21 protein-coding genes are annotated in these 21,914 nt (G+C 57.9%); 1 reads left to right on the top strand and 20 read right to left on the bottom strand.

Annotated elements, in window-relative coordinates; all coding sequences use genetic code 11:
* Nucleotides 1–64 precede the first annotated feature (64 nt).
* Nucleotides 65–841 carry an exodeoxyribonuclease III gene (gene xth, locus AC2I9W_RS12330; RefSeq protein ID WP_486410247.1) on the top strand — a complete coding sequence of 259 codons (777 nt, stop codon included), beginning with the start codon at nt 65–67 and terminating at the stop codon, nt 839–841.
* A 12-nt stretch (nt 842–853) separates the two neighbouring features.
* On the opposite strand, the gene AC2I9W_RS12325 is transcribed toward xth, so the two are convergent.
* The 20 genes from AC2I9W_RS12325 to AC2I9W_RS12230 all read right to left on the bottom strand — a co-directional run bounded on the left by AC2I9W_RS12325 (nt 854) and on the right by AC2I9W_RS12230 (nt 21,888).
* The gene (locus AC2I9W_RS12325) at nt 854–1,615 is read right to left on the bottom strand and encodes a hypothetical protein (protein ID WP_486410246.1); all 762 of its coding nucleotides are present in this window, start codon (nt 1,613–1,615) and stop codon (nt 854–856) included.
* Nucleotides 1,616–1,841: 226 nt separating this feature from the next.
* The gene (gene ntrC / locus AC2I9W_RS12320) at nt 1,842–3,368 is read right to left on the bottom strand and encodes a nitrogen regulation protein NR(I) (RefSeq protein WP_486410245.1); all 1,527 of its coding nucleotides are present in this window, start codon (nt 3,366–3,368) and stop codon (nt 1,842–1,844) included.
* Between the two features lie 46 nt (nt 3,369–3,414).
* Nucleotides 3,415–4,524, bottom strand: coding sequence for a nitrogen regulation protein NR(II) (glnL, locus tag AC2I9W_RS12315; RefSeq protein WP_486410244.1), 1,110 nt, complete (start codon nt 4,522–4,524; stop codon nt 3,415–3,417).
* A gap of 35 nt (nt 4,525–4,559) precedes the next feature.
* Nucleotides 4,560–5,078 (bottom strand): hypothetical protein, encoded by a 519-nt coding sequence (locus tag AC2I9W_RS12310; RefSeq protein WP_486410243.1) that lies wholly within the window; start codon nt 5,076–5,078, stop codon nt 4,560–4,562.
* Nucleotides 5,079–5,256: 178 nt separating this feature from the next.
* The gene (gene glnA / locus AC2I9W_RS12305; protein ID WP_158390837.1) at nt 5,257–6,672 is read right to left on the bottom strand and encodes a type I glutamate--ammonia ligase; all 1,416 of its coding nucleotides are present in this window, start codon (nt 6,670–6,672) and stop codon (nt 5,257–5,259) included.
* A gap of 317 nt (nt 6,673–6,989) precedes the next feature.
* A complete protein-coding gene (locus AC2I9W_RS12300; RefSeq protein WP_486410313.1) occupies nt 6,990–7,874 on the bottom strand; it encodes an EI24 domain-containing protein in 885 nt (294 codons plus the stop codon).
* A 14-nt stretch (nt 7,875–7,888) separates the two neighbouring features.
* Nucleotides 7,889–8,869 carry a sterol desaturase family protein gene (locus tag AC2I9W_RS12295; protein ID WP_486410242.1) on the bottom strand — a complete coding sequence of 327 codons (981 nt, stop codon included), beginning with the start codon at nt 8,867–8,869 and terminating at the stop codon, nt 7,889–7,891.
* Nucleotides 8,870–8,889: 20 nt separating this feature from the next.
* The gene (locus tag AC2I9W_RS12290) at nt 8,890–9,714 is read right to left on the bottom strand and encodes a polysaccharide deacetylase family protein (RefSeq protein WP_486410241.1); all 825 of its coding nucleotides are present in this window, start codon (nt 9,712–9,714) and stop codon (nt 8,890–8,892) included.
* A 26-nt stretch (nt 9,715–9,740) separates the two neighbouring features.
* Entirely contained in the window at nt 9,741–10,937 is a 1,197-nt protein-coding gene (locus tag AC2I9W_RS12285; protein ID WP_486410240.1) for a YncE family protein, read from the bottom strand.
* Nucleotides 10,938–11,215: 278 nt separating this feature from the next.
* Nucleotides 11,216–11,740 (bottom strand): phosphoribosyltransferase, encoded by a 525-nt coding sequence (locus AC2I9W_RS12280; protein WP_486410239.1) that lies wholly within the window; start codon nt 11,738–11,740, stop codon nt 11,216–11,218.
* Nucleotides 11,741–11,782: 42 nt separating this feature from the next.
* Entirely contained in the window at nt 11,783–13,159 is a 1,377-nt protein-coding gene (locus tag AC2I9W_RS12275; protein WP_486410238.1) for an adenylosuccinate synthase, read from the bottom strand.
* A 37-nt stretch (nt 13,160–13,196) separates the two neighbouring features.
* Nucleotides 13,197–14,345, bottom strand: a complete 1,149-nt coding sequence (locus AC2I9W_RS12270) for an ATP phosphoribosyltransferase regulatory subunit (protein ID WP_486410237.1) — start codon at nt 14,343–14,345, stop codon at nt 13,197–13,199.
* Nucleotides 14,346–14,438: 93 nt separating this feature from the next.
* Nucleotides 14,439–14,627, bottom strand: a complete 189-nt coding sequence (locus tag AC2I9W_RS12265; RefSeq protein WP_486410236.1) for a DUF2065 domain-containing protein — start codon at nt 14,625–14,627, stop codon at nt 14,439–14,441.
* Between the two features lie 59 nt (nt 14,628–14,686).
* A complete protein-coding gene (gene hflC / locus AC2I9W_RS12260; RefSeq protein ID WP_486410235.1) occupies nt 14,687–15,577 on the bottom strand; it encodes a protease modulator HflC in 891 nt (296 codons plus the stop codon).
* Nucleotides 15,578–15,588: 11 nt separating this feature from the next.
* Nucleotides 15,589–16,980 carry an FtsH protease activity modulator HflK gene (hflK, locus tag AC2I9W_RS12255; RefSeq protein ID WP_486410234.1) on the bottom strand — a complete coding sequence of 464 codons (1,392 nt, stop codon included), beginning with the start codon at nt 16,978–16,980 and terminating at the stop codon, nt 15,589–15,591.
* 71 nt (nt 16,981–17,051) lie between these two features.
* On the bottom strand, nt 17,052–18,254 hold the full coding sequence (gene hflX, locus AC2I9W_RS12250) for a GTPase HflX (RefSeq protein WP_486410233.1): 1,203 nt from the start codon (nt 18,252–18,254) through the stop codon (nt 17,052–17,054).
* Between the two features lie 66 nt (nt 18,255–18,320).
* Complete coding sequence (hfq, locus tag AC2I9W_RS12245) at nt 18,321–18,572, bottom strand: RNA chaperone Hfq (protein ID WP_486410232.1); 252 nt, start codon at nt 18,570–18,572, stop codon at nt 18,321–18,323.
* A 104-nt stretch (nt 18,573–18,676) separates the two neighbouring features.
* The gene (gene der, locus AC2I9W_RS12240; protein WP_486410231.1) at nt 18,677–20,017 is read right to left on the bottom strand and encodes a ribosome biogenesis GTPase Der; all 1,341 of its coding nucleotides are present in this window, start codon (nt 20,015–20,017) and stop codon (nt 18,677–18,679) included.
* A 15-nt stretch (nt 20,018–20,032) separates the two neighbouring features.
* Complete coding sequence (gene bamB, locus AC2I9W_RS12235; RefSeq protein ID WP_486410230.1) at nt 20,033–21,208, bottom strand: outer membrane protein assembly factor BamB; 1,176 nt, start codon at nt 21,206–21,208, stop codon at nt 20,033–20,035.
* A gap of 2 nt (nt 21,209–21,210) precedes the next feature.
* On the bottom strand, nt 21,211–21,888 hold the full coding sequence (locus AC2I9W_RS12230; protein ID WP_486410229.1) for a YfgM family protein: 678 nt from the start codon (nt 21,886–21,888) through the stop codon (nt 21,211–21,213).
* Nucleotides 21,889–21,914: the final 26 nt, after the last annotated feature.

Here is a 21,914-nt window from a genome sequence, read left to right as displayed (position 1 = left end):
TGCGCGCCTGGCCTTGGCCTGGTTTTCGCATCAGCGCCTGCTCTCATGAATAAAGGATTTTGAAATGAAAATTGCAACGTGGAATGTAAACTCCCTGTCCGTGCGACTGCCTCAGGTGCTGGACTGGCTGCAAGCCAATCCTGTGGACGCCCTGGGCTTGCAGGAGCTCAAGCTCACCGACGACAAGTTCCCGCACATGGCTTTTGAAGAGGCCGGCTACAAGGCCGTCAGTCATGGCCAGAAAACCTATAACGGCGTGGCTTGGATTACGCGCGATACCGGCCGCGATGTGGTTCGCAACATCCCCGGCCTTGACGACGAGCAAGCCCGCATCATTGCCACCACCATAGACTCCCCCAGCGGCGAAATACGCCTGATCAACGGCTACTTTGTGAATGGGCAGGAGCCGGGTTCGGAAAAATTTGCCTACAAGATGCGCTGGCTGCAGGCGCTGCACGACTGGGTCAAGGAGCAAATGGCTCTGCATCCACGCCTGATACTGGTAGGTGACTTCAACGTCGCTCCCGAAGACCGGGACTCCTACGATCCCGTCGGACTCAAAGACAGCATTCATCACACCGTCGAAGAGCGCGACCACTTTCAGAAGCTGCTGCAGCTGGGCTTAACCGATGCTTTTCGCATGTTCGAGCAGCCCGAAAAAAGCTTTTCGTGGTGGGACTACCGCATGCTGGGCTTTCAAAAAAACCGGGGCCTGCGCATCGACCACATTCTGGTCAGCGAAGCGCTCAAAGGCAGTGTCAGCGCCTGCAGCGTGGACCGTGCTCCTCGCAAGAACAAGCAGCCCAGCGATCACGCCCCTGTCACCGTCACCCTGGGCTGACAAGCCCTGCGGTCACACATCACTATCACTAGGCAGGCCCAGCCAGCGCAAAGCCTGTGCATAGCCCCGCAGCACCATCGCATGGTGCTTGAGAAGCCTGAGAACCGGTGCTGGTAAGCTCGACTCCTGAGCGGCACGCTCGGTGCGCTCAAGCCAGAGCTGAAGGCGCTGCAAGACTTCACCCCATGAGCGTGCAGAGGCTGCGCGCAAGCTGCTTGCTTCCCAAGCTTGCCGCAGCCATTGCAGGATTGTTCTGCCATCCACAAAAGAGGGGCGACCGGATTCGCCACCGCTCTCCAGCAAGGCCTCCAGCTCATGCTCTAACCTGCCTGACTCTTGCGCAAAACGGCGCAAGGCATCCACCGCCATGCCAGGCTGAGCACTGTCCAGGAATATCTGGGTGATGCGAGTGAACTGCCGGCTCGCTCTCAAGACGTGGGCAATGCGCCGCTTTTCAGCCTTGCCCCAAAGTTCAGGCCAGAGAGCCGCTGACTGGCGAGCATCGACAGCACGCAGCCAGGCAGCGTGAGCTGCCCCTCTGACCTGAGCCCAGTCCAGCAGGCTGGCTGCTTGGCGATGCGGCCATAGCAAGCGCAGCTGCAGCTCCAGTGCATCAAAGTCCGACCCGGGCTCTGAGACACGCCTACGACTATGAATAGCAGCTTGCCAGCCCAGCTCATATGCAGGCTCATACTGGTCGAAACCCCGCCCCGGAACAAAGTAAGGCTGCAACATATAGCAGCCACGCCAGAACAGCACTTCTGCTTCCGGCATGTGGACGCTGTGGGCAGTGAAGTCAGAAAGCGCGCTCTCCCCTGAGCAAGCAAGGCTCGAGACTTGTACAACGGAAAAAGGCAACAGAGACACAGCCAAGGCAGGGGGTACAGCAAACGACAAACCGGTGATTTTTCATCACTGGAACCTTCCCCCACGTCATCGGACATGAGTGCATGCTGTAGGAAAAACCAAGAAGCCAAGCGTGAGCAGGCACTCCAGGCTTTCAGTCGAAGTTTTCATTCTCCAGCCCAAGCTCTTGCAGCTTGCGGGTAATCGTGTTTCGGCCAATGCCCAAGCGACTTGCTGCCTCTACCCGTCTCCCATGCGTGGCGGCCAATGCCGTGCGCAGCAACTGCGCTTCGAATTGATGCGTCAGCTGATCCCAGACATCGTGATGGCCTTGCACCAATAGCTCCTGCGCCTGTTTGCCAAGGCCTTCCAGCCAGGCTTCGGACGATGAGGGAGTGTCATTCGACAAGACAGGAGCATGAGCGTATGCCGCCGAGTCCGTGCTGGCAATTGCCTCGGCCCGCCCCAATGCACCCTTTTCCACCGCGGCCTCCGGTGCAGCCTCCTCCTTGAGGACTTCTGGCGGCAAGTCCTTGAGTGCAATTTGCTGAGCGGGCGCCATTACCGTGAGCCAGTGACAGATGTTTTCCAGCTGGCGCACATTTCCTGGAAAGCTGAAAGTCTGAAGCCGCTCCATGGCAATGGTGCTCATCCGCTTGGGCTCCACCCCGAGCTGACGTGCGCTTTGCTGCAAAAAGTGCTGGGTCAGCATAGGGATATCTTCCCTGCGCTCACGCAATGCCGGCAAGCGCAAACGAATGACGTTCAAGCGGTGAAACAGGTCTTCACGAAAGACTCCATCCTTGACACGCAACTCCAGATCCTGGTGCGTCGCTGCAATCACCCGCACATGGGCCTTGACGGCCTGATGCCCGCCCACCCGGTAGAAATGTCCGTCGGAGAGCACGCGCAGCAGACGCGTTTGCAGCTCGAACGGCATGTCACCGATTTCATCGAGAAACAACGTTCCGCCTTCGGCCTGCTCAAACCGTCCGCGGCGCTGGGTCTGTGCTCCGGTAAAAGCACCGCGCTCGTGCCCGAAGAGTTCGGACTCCAGCAGATCCTTTGGGATAGCTGCGGTATTGATAGCAACAAACGGCCCTCCTGCAACGGGAGAGTGCTTGTGCAGTGCCCGCGCCACCAGTTCCTTGCCTGCACCAGACTCTCCGGTAATGAGCACCGTCACCTGGCTCTGGCTCAACCTGCCAATGGCGCGAAACACATCCTGCATGGCAAGAGCCTGCCCCAACATTTCTGCTTGCACAGGTGCCTGTATATCGACCACCTCCTCACGCTGGCTTTCCTCCACGGCGCGCCGTATGAGCTCCACTGCCTTGGGCACATCAAAGGGCTTGGGCAGGTATTCAAATGCTCCGCGCTGGAAAGCCGAGACAGCACTGTCCAGATCCGAATACGCCGTCATGATGATCATGGGCAGGCCAGGCTGCTGGGCTCTGACCTGCTCCAGCAATTCAAGGCCCGAGCCTCCTGGCATGCGGATATCGCTGACCAGCACTTGGGGGGCTTGCCTTGCCGGATCGCTGCTGTCTACATCCGCCAGGGCCTTGAGTACATCACGCGCCTGCGTAAAGCTGCGAATGGGCCAGCCTTCTCGCCCCAGTGCCTTTTCCAGCACAAAGCGAATGGAAGGGTCGTCGTCCACAATCCAGATTGGCTTCATTCGTGCAACACCCTTTCCTTTTTCTGCATATTGATGTTGGCAGGCTTTATGGCAGAGGAATCAGAATCCGGAAATCCGTCCTCCCCGGCTGACTCTCACACTCGATCAGTCCATGATGACGCTGCACAAAGGTCTGCGCCAGCGTCAGCCCCAAACCGGATCCACCATCTCGCCCAGACACCAGAGGATAGAAAATTCGCTCCTTGATGACATCGGGCACGCCTGCTCCGTTATCAATGACATGCAATTCCAGTGCCAGTCTGTGGCGCTCTCGCCCCAAAGTCACCTGTCTGGCCACTCGTGTCCTCAAAATGATTTCTGCATCACCGTCTGCAATACGCTGCCCCAGTGCCTGGGCTGCGTTCTGAACAATATTGAGCAAAGCCTGGATCAGCTGGGCACTGTCACCGCGAAATTCGGGAATGGAGATGTCATAGTCGCGCGTGATCTTGAGGCCTTGAGGGTGCTCGATCAGCACCAAGGAGCGCACCCTCTCGCAGACTTCATGGATATTGACGTCTCCGACCTCATGAGGTTGGCGGTGTGGTGCGAGCAGCCTGTCCACCAGCGCCTGCAGGCGATCCGCCTCATGAATGATCACTGTCGTGTATTCCGTCAGCTCCGGCGTCTCCAGATCCATCTGCAGCAACTGTGCGGCGCCGCGAATACCGCCTAGCGGATTTTTGATTTCGTGCGCCAGATTGCGAATCAGCTCCTTGTTCGCCTGGGCCTGCTCACGGATGCGCTCTTCGCGGTCCTGACGGGCCTGCTGCTCCAGCGGCCACATCTCCACCATGACATGGCCCGCCTTTTCGGCCAAAGAAACCGCTGCGTGGATAGGCAATGCGTCCTGACCAAGACGCAATAGACTGGCCTCGAAGCGAAGAGCTGCAAAATCATTCGAGCGCGCCCCGCTGAGCGCCTTGTCCAGCAAGGCTGGCTCCACAAAACATGCGGCGAAGTCACTTCCGCTCAAGGTCCGGCGAGATTGCCCCAAAGCATTTTCCAGTGCGGCATTCACAAAACGCACCGAGCCATGCTCATCCAGCACAGCAATCAGCGTGCAAAGCCAGTCCAGTGAGCGATAGCCCTGGGCATCTGCCCAGTCCAAATCAGTGAGGACAAGAGCGGGAGATGGGGCAGCTGCAAAGCTCATGCAATAGTCCAGAATGCGCGGCCCCCAGGACCGCGTCAGTTAGCGGCAGGCAGCCGGTCCAGTTCGCGCTTGATGCCGGCAACATCGGCTTCCTGGCGGGTGATATCAGCCTTGAGAGCAGCCACCCGCTCCGGGTAGCCCTGAGGATTGCGCAACTCCAAAGCGGTGCGCACCGGGTTGCCATCGTTGTACTCAGCCTTCAGCTCATTCAGCCTTGCCTGGGCCTTGTTCAGCTCACTTTGCAAAATAGCACGGGCATCGGAGTCCCTGGCCTTCTGCGCGGCATTGTCGCTGCGTACAGGCGCCGGTGCAGCAGTAGAGCTGTTGGTAGATCTTGGTTTCACCGGGGTGGTGGCAGCCTGGCCGGAGCTGGCTGCCGAAGAGCGTGTTCCATGAATCACCGTCACGCCACTGCCGTCGACCGGCTTGCACCCTTTGGCCTTCGCCTGCGAGACGTTGTTGGTGTATTCATTGCCGCAGCGGTAAATCACTTCCTGAGCAGAGCTCACTCCGGAGGCAACAACCAGCAACGACAACACATAAAAATTTTTCATTCAGTCCTCTCAAGCAGACGATGAGTGCAAGTCCGCGACATCACGAGTATCGCTCCAAGCTTGCAAGTTTTATTGACTACTTGATTGCCATCGAACCGTTTGGTTCCTTTGCTGAGGTACCTCAAGCACGCTCAGGACACAAAAAAGGCGGCTTGCGCCGCCTTTTGACATTCTCGCTTTACAGCGAATAGTACATATCGTATTCAACAGGATGCACTGCCTGGCGCAGGCGAGTCACTTCACCCATCTTCAACTCAATGTAGGCGTCAATCATGGAGTCGCTGAACACCCCCCCCTTGGTCAGGAAGGCGCGGTCGGCGTCCAGAGCTTCCAGAGCCTGATCCAGGCTGTGGCAGACGGTGGGCACCAGCTTGTCTTCCTCGGGAGGCAGGTGGTACAGGTCCTTGGTCGCAGCTTCGCCGGGATGGATCTTGTTTTCCACGCCGTCCAGACCCGCCATCAGCAGCGCTGCGAAGCCCAGGTAGGGGTTCATCAGTGGATCGGGGAAGCGTGCTTCCACGCGGCGGCCCTTGGGGTTGCTCACGTAAGGAATACGAATGGAAGCAGAGCGGTTCTTGGCCGAGTAAGCCAGCTTCACGGGCGCTTCAAAGCCAGGGACCAGACGCTTATAGCTGTTGGTGCCAGGGTTGGTGATGGCGTTCAGGGCGCGGGCGTGCTTGATGATGCCGCCGATGTAGTACAGCGCGAAGTCGGACAGACCGGCATAGCCGTCGCCGGCGAACAGGTTCTTGCCGTCCTTCCACACGGACTGGTGCACGTGCATGCCGGAGCCGTTGTCGCCAGCGTAAGGCTTGGGCATGAAAGTCGCAGTCTTGCCATAGCTGTTGGCCACGTTCCAGATCACGTACTTTTGTACTTGCGTCCAGTCCGCACGCTCGACCAGCGTCGAGAAGCGGGTGCCCAGTTCGTTCTGACCTGCACCGCCCACTTCGTGGTGGAACACTTCAACAGGAATGCCCAGCGACTCCAGCAGCAGCGACATCTCTGCGCGCATATCTTGTGTGCTGTCAACAGGAGGCACGGGAAAGTAGCCACCCTTGGTGCGGTTTCGGTGGCCACGGTTGCCACCGTCAAACATTGCGCCCGTGCTCCAAGGTGCTTCGTACTCTTGGATGTCGAAGAAGGGGTTGTGCTCTTCCGTGCTCCAGCGCACGCCATCGAAGATAAAGAACTCGGGCTCAGGACCGAAGAAAGCGGTATCACCCAAGCCAGACGCCTTCAGATAGGCTTCAGCGCGCTTGGCGATGGAGCGCGGGTCACGGTCATAGGCCTTACCATCACCTGGCTCGATCACATCGCACTGCAGGAACAGCGTGGTTTCTTCAAAAAACGGGTCGATCTTGGCCGTGCTGGGGTCGGGCATGAGTTGCATGTCCGAGGCTTCAATGCCCTTCCAGCCTGCCATGGAGGATCCGTCAAAGGCATGGCCCGAGGTGAACTTGTCTTCGTCGAAGTGCGACACAGGCACAGTCACGTGCTGCTCCTTGCCGCGGGTATCGGTAAAGCGCAGGTCAACGAACTTGACTTCGTTGTCTTGCACCATCTGCATCACGTCTGCAACGGTCTTCGCCATCAGATCTCTCCTGCCAACTTGGCTGATCAAAAAAGGATAATTAGTACTTAGCAGTTTGCATGCCAACTTGCTAAAAGTGGCATAAAGAGCAATCTACGATTGGCCCGCCCTGTGAACACAGCATATTCAGCAAGAGGCATAAGTCATGCACGAAGCCGTGCCCATCAACTGCAATAAAGAGGCTCTTATTGTCTCACTGTCACAACCCTCTATTGAGTGCACCATTTTGGTGAAAAAAATGCACCGAGTTGGTGCATTTTTTGATGAAGTCTGTTTTGGTGCATGTGCGCCAGGCCAAATGCGGCCAAGAAATACGGCTAAGGCTTGCGCGACAGCGAAGTAGAGCTTTCGGCCTCAGGAGCGAATGGAACCTTGGGATCCACTGGCAAAGGAGGAGTCTGTGCTCTCATTTGCTCCAGCGCAGCCAGGCAAAAATGCGCAAACCACAATGCAGAGAATGCAAATACGAGGGCATAGATCCAGATGGCAATCGGCACCAGAATCCAGAAAGCGGCCAAGAACAACAACCCTGAAACCCAGACAATGCCGGGAGCCGCTCCCAGATAGCCACAGATGACGCCCATCAATATCAGCGTGATGCGGTGGCGGGCAAACAGGCTTCGGCGTTCCTCCTTGCTGGCATGTTCAGACAAAGCATCAAAAGCCATGACGCGATAGGTCAACCAGCCCCAGATCAGCGGAGCCGCCACCAGCATCAACGGCGGGAAGACCCAAAGAGGCAAGGTCACCAGCAAGGCCACCAAGGCAATTAAAGTCGAGCCTCCAGACCAGACCAGACTGGCCAAAGTAGAACCGCCTTGTTTTCTTTCCAACCGCGGGAAGCGCTTTTCCGCCACCAGCTGTGTCAACACGGGAGCCATGAACAGACTCACCAGCAGGAGCACAAAGACGACCAGTACAGGCATTGCCCCCAAGACCACCAGGATAGAGGCCACCACCTCGGAGGCATAGCCGACCCCATGCTGCTGCAACCACACCCAGATCGAGTGCAGCCAGCCCACTCCTTCCAATAGGCTCTGCACCTTGAGGACTGCATCAGCCCAGAAAAAATAGCCCAGCAGCCAAGCCATCAAGGCCATGGTCAGCAAGGGCAGCAGTGACCAGACAATGACCCGCTTGTGCAGGCAATACGCAAGAGCACGCCAGAAAGAATCAAGTAACAAGCTCATGCTGGCAAGCATACTCAAGGATTGGTTTATGCGCGACCCATCAGCCGTAGGACAGCCAGCCACTGTTGTGCCCAGAAGCCCCGTCCGTAATCACGCAACTGGCCTTTGGCATTGGGCTGCACCTGGTCGCGAATGCCTGTCGGGTCATAGCGCAGATCAAAGTTGGCCGTGCCAAACAGCATGTCCCACCAAGGCAGAAGCACGCCGAAATTGTTGCCATGTACTTTTTTGTTGCGCACCGGCGCCATGGGTTCATGGCCGATGCCAATGGCGTGATGACGTCGATGGAAGCGAGGACTAACCCAGAGCCTCTCCCCCAGCCAACCAAACCAGATGCGTACATTGGCATGCTGAAAGCTCTCGCTGAGCTGGGTCAGCGCCACGATGGCCACAAACTGCCCTGGAGCTACGCCAATCAGCTGAGCCACCAGCACGATGATGGAGTCATGAATAAGGTCATCCAGCAGATGATTGCGGTTGTCACTCCACACCGTCATCTGCCGCTGTGAGTGGTGCACGGCATGCAGCTTCCACCACCAGGCCAGGCCATGCTGCCCTCGGTGAATCCAGTACTCCACCAGATCAAAAACGATCAGATAAAGCAACAGGCTGATCCAGGCGTTATCCGTCACTCCAGGCCAGAGGTCGTCGATGTGAAAGCCCGGCATGCCCCAGACATGGAGCTTGCCCATGAGGGCATTCCACATCGGATCCACCGTAAAGAACAGCCCCAGCCGAAACAGTCCCAGTCGATGAATCAGCGTGTAGAGAATATCCACGCGAATGGCTTGCCGATCCACCACGGGCTCCACCGGCCGCCAACGTTGCAGCGGCACAATGACAGCCACCATGATGGCGATTTGCACCAAGCCCACCAGCAGCCAGCCGGTAGCTGCATAGCCATCCTCTAGCAGGTTGGCCATGCCGAAGTGAAACAGAAATGGCTGGACCACCCCCTCAAACAGGCTTTGCTGCACTTGTCCGAACATCTGCACTAACCAGTCCACAAATTACTCCTCAACAGCCCTTAACGGTGCTGCGCAATCCAGCTCTGATATTCAGGGTGCTCTGCCAGCGTGCGAAAACAGAAGCCTTTGCCCAACAAGCCTGTAATCAACGGCTCCAGCACTGCAGGAGCCCAGGGCTCCTTGCGTGACCAGATGCCCAAGTGGGCCAGCAAGATATCGCCACTGCGAATATTTTTCAGCGCCTGGGCCAGCAAGCGCTCGTTGGGATATTTCTCACTGGGCAGCTCATCACCCAAAAAGCCTGCAGGCGCCCAGCCCACATGCTGATAGCCCCCTTGCTGCGCTGCTGCGATCAGTGCGGGCGAGGTCTTGCCACCCGGAGCACGGTACAAAGGCAACGGCTTGTGCCCTGTGATCTGCTGCAGGCGCCGGGACGCGCGTGCAATCTCTTGCCGGTACTCATCGGCAGACACCACAAAGCTCTGTCCCGCACGCGGCCCGGCTGAGGGCCTGACCTTGAAATGTGTGACCTGCCCCGTCGCCTTGTCGCGAATATCGGCCTGCCAGTACATATGGTCATAGGTGTGCGATGCCAGCTGATGGCCTTCATCTGCTCGGGCCTTCCACCAGGGAGCCCAAAAGTCGCCCAGACTGCTTGCGCCCTCTTTCGTCGCCTCGTTGGCCGCAAAGAAAGTGACGGGTACTTTGTGCTTTTGCAGCACCTGAGCCACGAACTGAGCAATGCCCATGTGCCCGGTATCAAAAGTCAGGTAAAGCGGCTTGGCACATTCACCGACAGCTATGTTTTTTGCTGCTTCAGCGGCCGCAGCCAGCACAGGAGCAGCGACTCCAGCTCCCGCCAGCATAAATTGACGTCTCAGCATCCGCTTCTCCTAAGTCACCTGTAGTTTCAGCGTGCGGCGTGAGCGAGCGTCCATACCCCGTGAGGCGACTTGCCCACGTTGACCTGATTGACCACCTTCTTCTCCACCGTGTCGATCACAGACAGCTTGCGCGCCCAGCGCGAAGCCACAAAGATGTAGCGGCCATCGGCAGAAACGTCCATGCAGTCCGGGCCACCCGGTGCTGGATAGTTGGCAACGACCTGGCTGCTGACCATATCGATCTTGCTGATGGTGTTGGCCACGCGATTGCTCACATACAAATGACGGTCATCGCCCGCAGCACGGAAAGCGTGTGCACCCGCTGCCGTCTTGATCTGACCCAGGCTGCGAGGTTCGGCACCCGTGATATCGAAGACCTCCACACCATCACCGCCGGTCAGTCCGACAAACAGTTTGCTGCCATCGGGGCTGCCATAGACATCTGCTGGCATGGGGCCGGTCGGCACGCGCGCCTTGATGGTCTGGGTGGCAATGTCGATGGCCACCAGGGCATCGCTGTCTTGCATGGTGGAGTACAGCGTCTTGCTTTGCGCATCGATGAACAAATGGCTGGGGGTCTTGCCCGTGGAGACACGCTTGACCAGTGTGGGCGTCTGCGTAGCCTCATCCCAGCGATAGAAGTCAATATGGTTCAAGCGATTGGCCGCCGTGATGAACCATTTCATATCGGGTGAAAAGCGCAGATGGTAGGGATCGACGATATCGCGGATCACACGCTGCACGGCCCCTGTGCGCGGATCGATCAACGTCAGCGAGTCCCCCAGCGCATTCGCGACCACCAATGATTTCTCGTCAGGCGTCAGATACAGGTGGTGCGGTTCCTTGCCCGTGGGAATGCGCGACTGCTCCGTCCATGTCTGCGGGTCGATCACGCTGATGGAAGCATCCAGCGAATTGAGCACAAAAACAGGCGTCGGGCCTTGCACGGCACGCGCGGCATGGGCGGGCATGACGGCAGGAGACTCCGCCTGTGAGAGCGGGGATTTCGCGATCACGGGTGGCTCTGCAGGCTGGGCCGGGCTTGATACGACTGCCGCAGCAGGCGCTGCGCTCCCTGTTGGTTCCGGTGCCTCAGACTTGAATCCCGGCAGCGCAGAAGCGCCCAGCCAGACCACCGCACCCATACCCGCAATCAATGCCACAGCGGCGCCAGTGCGCCCAATAGTAAGACGTCCCACAACCACCACCTTCTCAGAATCCATGCAGTGTAGCCGCGCCACAGCGGCCTCCACCAATATCCGTTGACCCGTTATTCAGACCTGTCTTGATGCCGCGGTCATCGCCATTTGCCGACACCGCTCACCTCAAGACTAGTAATCAAAAAAGGAGCTTGGTCCGCACTCCAATCATGGAATTCAGCCTCAAAACGATCTGAAGCCCATGACTGGAGGGCGGATGATGCTCACTTTTCATGAACATCATGCTCCTGCAAAAAAAGGAGCCCCAGAGGGCTCCTTTTTTGTCAGATCTGGCCAGAGGCTCAGACCTTCCACTTTTCCGCGAGTTTTTCAGCGTCCAGCGTGTCGTAGCCTTCAAAAGGCTGGTGAATCCAGGGGTTCGTCGCCAGATAGTCCACCGAGTAGTCGGGCTCGAAAGTCGACACACCCTTGGTCCAGATCACAGCGCTGCGCAGCTCGGTGATCGGAGCGTAGTTGGTCTTGAGCATGGCGATCACGGCCTTGAGCGTAGCGCCCGAGTCGGCCAGGTCATCGACCAGTAGCACACGACCGGAGATATCGCCCTTGGGAGTCGCGATGAAGCGGCCGATGTCCAGATGGCCCTGCACTGTACCGGCTTCGGCGCGGTAAGAGCTGGTGGACATGATGGCCAAAGGCTTGTCAAAAATACGGCTCAGGATGTCGCCGGGACGCAGACCACCGCGTGCCAGGCACAGGATGGTGTCGAATTCCCAGCCGGACTGGTGAATCTTGACCGCGAGCTTTTCGATGAGACCGTGGTACTCGTCGTAGCTCACATACAGGTGCTTACCGTCTTCTGTCAACATGGGCACAGTTCCTTTGATAGTTCAGTGAAACCTAGGCCCTGCTTATGCAGCGCTGTAGGGGTTGTGCATCAGAATCGTGTGATCGCGGTCAGGGCTGGTCGAAACCATGGCGATAGGCACGCCGGTCACTTCCTGAATGCGGTCCAGGTAGCGACGTGCGTTCAAAGGCAGCTTGTCGTACTCGGTCACGCCCACAGTAGAGTCTGTCCAGCCGGGGATGGATTCATAGATGGGCTTGCAGCGCTCGATATCGTCCGCGCCCAGGGGCAGCAGGTCGATCTTTTCACCGTCCAGCTCGTAGCCCACACACAGTTGCAGCTCTTCGATGCCGTCCAGCACGTCCAGCTTGGTGATGCACAGACCAGACAGGCCGTTGATCTGGGCCGAGCGCTTGAGCAGCGCGGCATCAAACCAGCCGCAGCGTCGCGAGCGGCCAGTAGTCACGCCCTTTTCAGCACCCACGGTAGACATGATGTAGCCAGGAGTGCCTTCCTTTTCCCAGTCCAGCTCGGTAGGGAATGGGCCGCCGCCCACACGGGTGCAGTACGCCTTGGTGATGCCCAGGATGTAGTGCAGCATGCCGGGGCCCACGCCTGCGCCTGCAGCAGCGTTGCCGGCCACGCAGTTGGACGAAGTCACATAGGGGTAGGTACCGTGGTCCACGTCCAGCAGCGTGCCTTGTGCGCCTTCGAACAGCAGGTTGCCGCCCTGGGCATGCACTTCGTTCAGCTCACGCGAAACGTCGGCGATCATGGGCTTGAGCAGCTCGGCGTGGCGCATGGCTTCGTCGTACACCGCGTCGAACTGGATCTCGCCGTCCTTCATGTAGCGGGCCAGACCGGCGCCGAAGTCGAAGTTCTTGGAACCCAGCACGTTCACCAGGATATGGTTGTGCAGGTTCAGCAGCTCGCGCAGCTTGGCTGCAAAGCGCTCGGGGTGCTTCAGGTCCTGCACGCGCAGGGCGCGGCGCGCAATCTTGTCTTCGTACGCAGGGCCGATACCCTTGCCGGTGGTGCCGATCTTCTGCACGCCACCCTTTTCACGGGCGGCTTCGCGGCCCATGTCCAGAGCCACGTGGAAAGGCAAAATCAGAGGGCAGGCCTCGGAGACGCGCAGGCGGTCACGCACTTGCACGCCAGCCTTTTCCAGACCTTCGATTTCTTCAAACAGCTTGCCCACCGCCAGCACCACACCGTTGCCGATGTAGCACTTCACACCGGGACGCATGATGCCGCTGGGAATCAGGTGCAAGGCTGTCTTGACGCCGTTGATCACCAACGTGTGGCCAGCGTTGTGACCACCTTGGAAACGTACAACGCCATTGGCGCTTTCGGTCAACCAGTCGACCAGCTTACCCTTGCCCTCGTCACCCCACTGGGTTCCGACAACAACCACATTGCGACCTTTGGATGTATTCATATTCCAATCCGATAAATCGAAGAATTAGTCAAATGCCTTAAATGGCCCGCACGACCCACTGCCCATCAACATTGACAAGCTCTCGGTCGCAATGGAACTCGTCCACTTCACTTCCATGCCCTGGCAGCACGCAGACCACCGTTTCACCCTGCTGGCGCAATGCGGAGATGGCCGCTGCCACCTGCTCGTCATCACCCCAGGGAGCGCGAATGGCAGCCTTGAGCGGACGCTCGGGCACGACTGCCACCAGTTGTTTGATATCCAGACTGAAGCCGGCAGCAGGACGATTGCGCCCGAACACGGCTCCCACTTCGTCATAGCGGCCACCGCGCACCAAGGCATCGCTGCCTCCGGGTACGTAAATCGCAAAGCGCGTGCCGCTGTAGTAAGAGTAGCCTCGCAGGTCGGCCAGGTCGAAGCTGACCCTCACACCGTCCAGCCGACCCACCAGCCAACGCAAATGGGATAGCACATCGCGCACACCAGCTGTGCGCTCCAGAGCCTTTTCCGCCTTGTCAAGCACTTCCATGCCGCCATACAGCTGCAGCAGCGCCATCAGGCCTTCGCGCGAGGCTTCGGGGAAATTGGTGGTCAGGGCGTCCAGCTCGGTTGCATCCTTGGAGGCCAGAGCCGCATGCACGTTGCGCAGCACTTGCTCATCCGCCATCACGCCTGCCAGCAAGCTGCGCACAATGCGCACATCCGCCAGGTCCACGATGATGTCCTTGACACCCGCGCCCTTGAGGCAATCCAGCGCCAGATGCAGAGCTTCGAGATCAGCCTCCAGGCCTTCATGACCGTAAAGCTCAGCACCGAACTGGAAGGGTTCGCGCGTCGCACGGGGGCGGTCAGGGCGGGCATGAACGACGGGGCCGCAATAGCACAGACGGGTGACACCCTTGCGATTGAGCAGGTGCGCATCAATACGGGCGACTTGCTGCGTCATATCGGCGCGCAGACCCATGGTGCGACCAGAGAGCTGATCAATCAGTTTGGAAGTTTGAAGGGCAAGAGCTTCGCCTGTACCCGTCAACAAGGACTCCAGATACTCCAGCATGGGTGGCATGACAAGCTCATAGCCATAGCTGCGCGCAGTATCGAGCAGTCCTCGACGCAATTCTTCGATGTGCCGTGCCTCGGAAGGCAAAACATCGGCAATGTGATCCGGCAGGACCCAAGCGGACATGGAGAAATGGGGAGGCTGTTAAAAATGCGATTCTACCGGCTTTGCCGACTCCGCCCAATTTGACCGCTAAGGCCTAGCCAGTATCGACGGTATTTACAGCAGTGCCAGCGTGATGAGCCCTGCTGCGATACAGAGCAGGCCGCAAAAGCGCAGTTGCCCATCCTTGAGCGCCAACAGCTGCGTGAAAAGACGCCGCCACCGCTGTGGAGCCAGCAAGGGCAGCATCCCCTCTATCACCAGCAGCAACCCCATGGCCAGCCCCAGAGAACCCATCCAATCCATAACCATCCCCCAATAAACAATGGCCCTCAAGGGGCCATTGTGTTTATCGCAATCAGCGCTTATTTGCCAGCAGATCCACCGCTGCGATATGCCTTGAAGAAATCGGTTTGCGAGGGGTCCAGCACCAGCACATCACTCTTCTTGGAGAAGCTCTCCTTGTAGGCGTCCAGGCTGCGATAGAACTGCGCAAACTGCGGATCCTTACCAAAGGCATCGGCATAGACACGCGCCGCCTCGGCATCGCCCTCACCCTTGATCTTCTGGGCATCACGGTAGGCGTTGGCAATGGTGATGTCACGCTGACGATCGGCCTCGGCGCGAATCTTTTCGCCTTCAGCAGCACCGGTAGAGCGCAACTCGTTGGCTACGCGCTTACGCTCGGCCTCCATGCGGCGATAGACGGACTCGGTAATGGTCTCGGCGTAGTCCACGCGGGTGATACGCACGTCCACAATATCCACGCCCCAGGGCTTGGCACCACGCACCGCCTCCAGCACCTCACGCTTGACATCGGCCATCAGCGTTTCACGCTTGGAAGACAGCAATTCGCGCACGGTGCGGCGGTTGATTTCTTCCTGGAAGGCGTTTCGCACCACTCGATTGAGCTGCATGGCACCAGCGGACTCATCCAGGCCCACGTTGCGGATGTATTCCGATGGCTCGGAAATGCGCCAACGCACATACCAGTCGATGACCACGCGCTGCTTTTCAGCAGTGAGCATGGGCTCGGTGTCTGTGCTATCGAGCGTCAGCAGTCGCTTGTCGATGTAGCGCACGTTCTGGAAAGGCGGCGGCCACTTGAAGTTAAGACCTGGCTCGGTAATCACTTCCTTGATCTGCCCCAGAGCATAGACCACACCAAACTGACGCTGATCTACCACAAACAGGGTGGAGCTCAGTAAGGCCAGCACCACGAGAATGCTGGTGACAAAAAATCCAATTCGATTCACTGCGTTGTCTCCTAGCGTGCGTCGCGGTCACGGCTGCGCGCATCGCGGCTACGGGCGTCACCTGCGGGGTTGGGTGCTAAGCGCACATTGGCCGCAGGCGCTGCGGTATTCGCTGCTGCATCGCCAGATGCTGCAGGCGCTGCGACATGACCACCCACGTTCTGCATGATCTTGTCCAAAGGCAAATACAGCAGATTCGAGCCTTGACGCGACTCCACCATGACCTTGGTCACGTTGGTATATACCTGCTGCATGGCATCGATGTAAAGACGGTCTCTGGTGACTTGAGGCGCCTTCTGATACTCGGCGTACAGCGAGCTGAAGCGTCCGGCATCACCTTGTGCCTGGGCCACAATCTTGGATTTATAGGCCTGCGCCTCTTCAGCCAGGCGAGCGGCAGTACCCGAGGCACGTGGCACCACATCATTAGCATAAGCCTGAGCTTCATTCTTGGCACGCTCACGCTCCTGACCAGCCTTGAGCACATCATCGAACGAAGCCTGCACCTGCTCGGGTGGCCGCACACCACCTTGCTGCATGTTGATGCCCACGACTTCAACGCCCACCTTGTAGCGATCCAAAATGGACTGCATCAGGTCACGGACACGCGGAGCAATCTGATCGCGCTCTTCTGCCAGAGCAGTGTCCATGCGCATCTTGCCGACCACCTCCCGCACAGCAGATTCAGCAACCTGAATCACGGCCTCTGAAGGACTGCGGCTTTCAAACAACCATGCACGTGCGTCATTAAGACGGTACTGCACAGCAAACTTGATTTCGACGATGTTTTCGTCTTCAGTCAGCATGGCCGATTCACGCAAACCGGTGCTACGCACAATGTTGTCGCTGCCCACATCCACAGAGCGGATTTGCGAAACATAGACCAACTCATGCTTTTGCAACGGGTAAGGCAGACGCCAGTTGAAGCCAGCGCCAACGGTGCTCTTGTATTTACCGAATTGCGTTATGACGGCCTGCTGGCCTTCCTGCACGATAAAGAATCCGGTACCCAGCCAGATCAGCACAGCCACACCAGCAATCAGGAAGACGCCCTTGCCCGGATTGAAGGGTTCTGTCGGCTGGCCTCCACCACGGCTAGGCGGCACACCTCGGCCATTGCCCGAGCCTCCGCCAAACAAGCCTGAGAGCTTGCGGTTGAGATCCCGCCATACCTCTTCCAAATCAGGCGGTTGACCTTGCTGCGAGGAAGAAGAAGGACGAGGACGCTGCTCCGGAGCAGGAGGAGGCATAGGGCGCTCTCCTTCGGAGCCAGAGCTTTCAGGCTTGGCACCCTCATCATTGTTATTGTCGCCACGCCCCCAGCGCGGGTCGTTCAAGTTGAACATCCCGCGAATGCGTTGCGGCAACACCGCCAGGCGATGTACGCGTTGTGAAAAATTCATGCGAGACGTCTCTGCGTTTTCAAAAAGACATGGACCATGGCAAGCATTGTGCCCAATAGGGGCACAAGCCCCTAGTATTGCGCGTCGCTGTCAGGGGACATCCAGGATACATGATCCTGCCCCTCAACCGCTTCGCGTGCCGCCTCTTCTCGTACCTGCAAAACCCGGTCAGCCAACAACTGCCGCAGCTGTGCCAGCCCCTGCCCGGAACGAGCACTGACAAACACGCGAGGCACTGCAACACCATCCAGCTCGTACGTATCCTGCAATGCAGCAGGTTGACGCTCGGGCTCAATGGCATCCAGCTTGTTGAAGACCAGAATCTGAGGCACATCATCGGCCCCGATTTCACCCAGAACTTTTTGAACTTGTTGAATTTGTTCCGGGAAGCCGGGATTCGATGCATCCACGACATGCAGTAGCAGATCGGCATCAATGGCCTCCTGCAAGGTGGCCTGGAAAGCATCCACCAGACCGTGCGGCAAGTCGCGAATAAAGCCGACGGTATCCGACAGAGAAACCGACTCCTCGGCGTCCGTCAAATACATTTGCCGGGTGGTCGTATCCAAGGTAGCAAACAGCTGGTCCGCAGCGTAGGCTCGCGCCTTCACCATGGCATTGAACAGCGTGGATTTGCCAGCATTGGTGTAACCAACCAGCGAAATATTGAAAACATCCCGGCGCGAGCGCTGGCGACGCTGTGTCGCACGCTGCTTCTTGACCTTTTTCAGTCGCTCCTTGGTGCGCTTGATGGCCTCGTCAATCATGCGGCGATCCAGCTCAATCTGCTTTTCTCCAGGTCCACCGCGACCACCAATACCACCGGCCTGACGCTCAAGGTGACTCCAGCGCCGCACTAGGCGCGTACTGATGTACTGCAAGCGAGCCAACTCAACCTGCAACTTGCCTTCGTGGCTACGTGCACGCTGAGCAAAGATCTCCAGGATCAGCATGGTCCGATCATTGACCGGCATCTGGATATGGCGCTCCAGATTGCGCTGCTGAGCAGGACTCAGAGCCTGGTCGAACCAGACCTCTTTGGCCCCATGCATCTGAGCCAGCATGCGGATCTCATCCGCCTTACCGCTGCCTACAAACAAAGCGGGATCGGGAGCTTTGCGCTTGCAGATCAAACGCGCTACAGGTTGCAAGCCAGCAGTCTGAACCAAAAGGCCCAACTCTTCCAGCTCATCGTCAAAATGGGGAACGCCAAAATCCACGCCGACCAGCAACACTGGCGCCGACGCGGAACGCTCAAAGGATTCAGAACTCAAATACCTGTCCCGTAAGGTAATAAGCCACGCCGAATCAACCGGCGTGGCATGCATGGACGCAAAAGCTTAGGCAGCAGCGTCGCCGTCTGCCGCAGGAGCGGCCGAGAAGTTCACGGCGCGGCCGGGAACGATGGTGGAAATGGCGTGCTTGTAAACCATTTGTGTCACGGTGTTGCGCAGCAGCACCACATATTGGTCAAACGACTCGATTTGGCCTTGCAGCTTGATACCGTTCACCAGATAAATGGAAACAGGCACATGTTCACGACGCAGTGCGTTCAGGAACGGATCTTGGAGGAGTTGACCTTTATTGCTCACGATATTCTCCGTGTTCGAAGAGTGTTGTTGTAAATCGACACGTTACCACAGGAGGCGAGAAAAACCTTGAAAAGGGTTTTCCCTTGACCTATGAAAACCCGCTATTAATCCTTGTCGGCGTAAGGATTATGGGAGGTTTTCAAGTCGATGCGCAACGGGGTTCCGACAAGATTGAACTCCTTGCGAAAGCGCCCTTCTAGAAAACGTTTGTAGGCATCGGTAACCAGATCCAATGAATTGCCGTGGATCACGATAATCGGAGGATTCATACCGCCTTGATGGGCGTAGCGCATCTTAGGACGGTAAGCCCCCACCTTCTTGGGTGTCTGAAATTGCAAGGCTTCCAGCAAGATGCGCGTCAGCACTGGCGTAGGCATCTTGCAGGTCGCAGCACGATGCGCCTGAATGATGGACTTCCACAAAGGCTCCAAACCCTGACGCTTTTGCGCAGAGATGAAATGCAAAGGAGCGAACTTCAGAAATGACAGACGTGTCTCGATAGAGCGCTCCAGCATCTGGCGCTGGTAGTCGTCAACCGCATCCCATTTGTTAATCCCCAGGACCACCGAACGGCCACTCTCCAGAATGTAGCCAGCGATGTGCGCATCCTGATCCGTCACCCCTTGTGTGGCATCAATCAGCAACACCACCACATTGGCACCCTCAATCGCCTGCAGCGTCTTGACCACCGAAAACTTTTCGATGGCCTCAAACACCTTGCCCTTGCGGCGCAGGCCAGCGGTATCGATCAGCTCAAACTTCTGACCATTACGCTCAAAAGGAACAGTGATCGCGTCACGCGTAGTCCCCGGCATGTCGAATGCCACCAGGCGCTCTTCACCCAGCCAGGTGTTGATCAATGTGGATTTACCAGCATTAGGGCGCCCCGCCACTGCCAAGCGCACCGGCTTTTGATCCTCTTCACCAAAAGCCTCGTCCTCGGTCTCGGGCAAATTCAGCAGACCAAGAGCGGCATCCACCAGACTGCGCACACCTTGTCCATGAGCCGCAGAAACCGGCATGACTTCACCCAGTCCCAACTCATAGAACTCGGTCAGCTGCACACCGTCCTTCATGCCTTCGGCCTTGTTGGCCACCAGCACGGTAGGCTTGCCCAAGCGACGCAAGTATTTGCCGATTTCGTGATCCTGCCCAGACAAACCCGCGCGGGCATCCAACACAAAGATCACGACATCGGCTTCAGCCACTGCCTGCTGCGTCTGCTTGGCCATCTCCTTGAAGATGCCACGTGATGCATCAGGCTCAAAGCCTCCGGTATCAATAACGATGTACTCGTGCTTGCCCTGACGACCTTGACCATAGTGACGATCACGCGTCAGCCCTGCAAAGTCGGCGACGATGGCATCCCTCGACTTCGTGAGCCGGTTGAACAGCGTCGACTTGCCCACATTCGGGCGCCCTACCAGGGCAATAACTGGCTTCATTCCAAAAACAATCTATCAATCAGGCTTGAAGCCATACACCGTTCCGCTACGGCTAACGACCACCAGAGTATTGGCAGCCACAACCGGCACAGTGGCGACTCCCGCCTTGTCAGTTTGCAAACGGGCCAATGCAGAGCCATCTTCGCGCGACAGCATGTGCACAGTCCCCAAATCATCAGCCAGCACCACCGAGCGGCCCAGCACCAGCGGCGCGGTCAGCTTGCGGTACTGCAGCTTGTCGATGGACCACAGTCGTTGACCATCTGCTCGGCTCCACGCCTGAACCGTGCCATTGCCTTCGGCGCCAAACACGGCTTGCTCGTCACCCGCTACGCCTTCACTGCCCTTGGCAGTCTGAGTCCAGCGCACATTGGCCGTGCTCACATCCACGCACCCCACAGTGGCCTGGAAGGCTCGTGCGCAAATGCTGCTGTCCACCCGACTGACAGGCCCGACCAAATCCACCAGTCGCTCCACATCATTGGTACCACGCGGAGCTGCCAAGGGCGCCATCCAGCGAACGGCTCCGTTATCAGGATCCACACCTGCCAAACGGCCCGAGACACCTACGACCAGATTATTACCAACGGCCTGCAAAACGCCGGGCTGGCGCAAAATAAGCGGTTCATTGCTGGGGCCTTCAACCGACCACAACTCACGCCCCGTAATGGCATCGTACGCAGCCAAGGATCGGTCAGCTGCCATCACAAACACACGACCACCGGCCACTAAAGGCGGCGTATAGACAGCAGCGGTCAAATGGCTCTTCCACAGCTGCTTGCCTTCGGAAAACACCATGAGCTGGTTGCTGCGCGTAACTACCGCCGTACGCTGCCCATCACTACCAACGCCCGTGGTCAGCGGCTCACCTGCACTAAATTTACCCACCTGGCTGCCTGTGCTGCCATCCAGCGTGGTCACGCTGCCATCCTTGGTTACCACGGTAACGGTATTGCCTTGAACCAGAGCCGGCATGGCCAGAGGCACTGCAGCGCCCAGTTTGACCGACCAAGCCTGATGCACAGCGATCTTGCCCGGATTAGGCCCCAGATCCAGAGGCTTGGGCTTGTCCTTGCCGCCGAACATCGAGCAAGCGGCCAGCGATGCCGCCACGACCGTCAGCATCAGCGCTCGGGCTGCAGATTGCGCTGCGGGTGCAGCGGATTTCACTTGATGGGCAAAAGTCTTCAAGATTAGTTCTCCGTCGGCGTTGTCTTCACCAGGGCTACCGTTTCAGGAGCCACACCCAGCGCATTGAGCTTGAATTCCACCAGGTGACGATAGTCCAGATCCTTGTCCAGCGCCTTGAAGGCAGTCTGGTATTGCGCAATGGCTTCAGATTTCTTGTCCAAAGCTGCGTACAAGTCACCACGACGGTCTGCCTGCAAGGCTGCAAACGACTCAGGCATGGCTGCCTCCAACACCTTCAGGCCTTCGTCATAGTTCTTCTGCTGCTCGAGCACGGACGACAGGCGAAGACGAGCCAGAGCCTTGAAGCTCTCATCACCCTTTTCCGCCACCCAGCTCAACTGAGCCTTGGCATCGTCAAGCTTGCCAGCCTCTACCGAGGCCTTGGCCATCAGCAAAGCAGCCTGAGCCGCCTGATGCGTGCCGGCGTATTTTTCCTTGAGCTCTTCAAACGCCTGGTCTGCACGGCCTGCATCCTTGGCTGTCAGCGCCTCATCGACAGCGAACTCCAGTGCCGAAGCCTGAACAGCCTGGCGTTTTTGCCAGTACTGCCAGCCATTCCAGCCAGCCAGCCCCAAAAAGACGACCAACAGAACACTGGTGATCAAGGTTCCCCAGGAACTCCAGAAATGCTTGAGCTGCTCGATTTGCTCTTGTTCTTCAAGATCGAAATGGTTTGCCATGGCTACTTAGATTGAATGGAACACGG

The organism is Comamonas sp. FUJ_7 (assembly GCF_057369555.1).
This window is presented reverse-complemented; position numbering and strand designations above follow the sequence as displayed.